This is a genomic window from Bacillus sp. JJ722 (genome assembly GCF_036963345.1).
GTDB lineage: Bacteria > Bacillota > Bacilli > Bacillales > DSM-1321 > Bacillus_AD.
This window is the reverse complement of record NZ_JBALMO010000072.1, coordinates 1-477: the sequence shown is the minus strand read 5'-3', so window position 1 is coordinate 477 and position 477 is coordinate 1.

Here is a 477-nt window from a genome sequence, read left to right as displayed (position 1 = left end):
ACTTTGAAGATATCAATCAGGCTTCTATTGATTCAGCGGATGGATCTGCAATCAAGCCTATATTAATCATGGATGAATCTTATACAGTTTAATTAATTTGCTTAAACCGTTATTTGAGGATTTAACAACAATGAAAGATTACAAAAAAAATTATTCAGGGTGTTTGGCGGAATAAGTTGAGTTAAACATTCTTTAAAAATATGTATCCTTTCAAAAATGAAGTAATAGCTTATAGAATCCGTTGAAAAAGACCACAAAAGTTTAGTGGTCTTTTTTCTGTTTGGTGTAAATGAGTGTAAATGAGTTTAAGATAGTATAGTTGCAATTTTTGATACCTCCCACTGTCTTACAGGGGAGGTTAATTGCTATAATTTGTTCTTGTTTGAATTAATGATAGTTTATAACTAAGAAATTATTCTTTGAAATTATTAGCTTGAACATGAAGTTCTTTCAAAAACTCTTTACCTGCAACTGAAA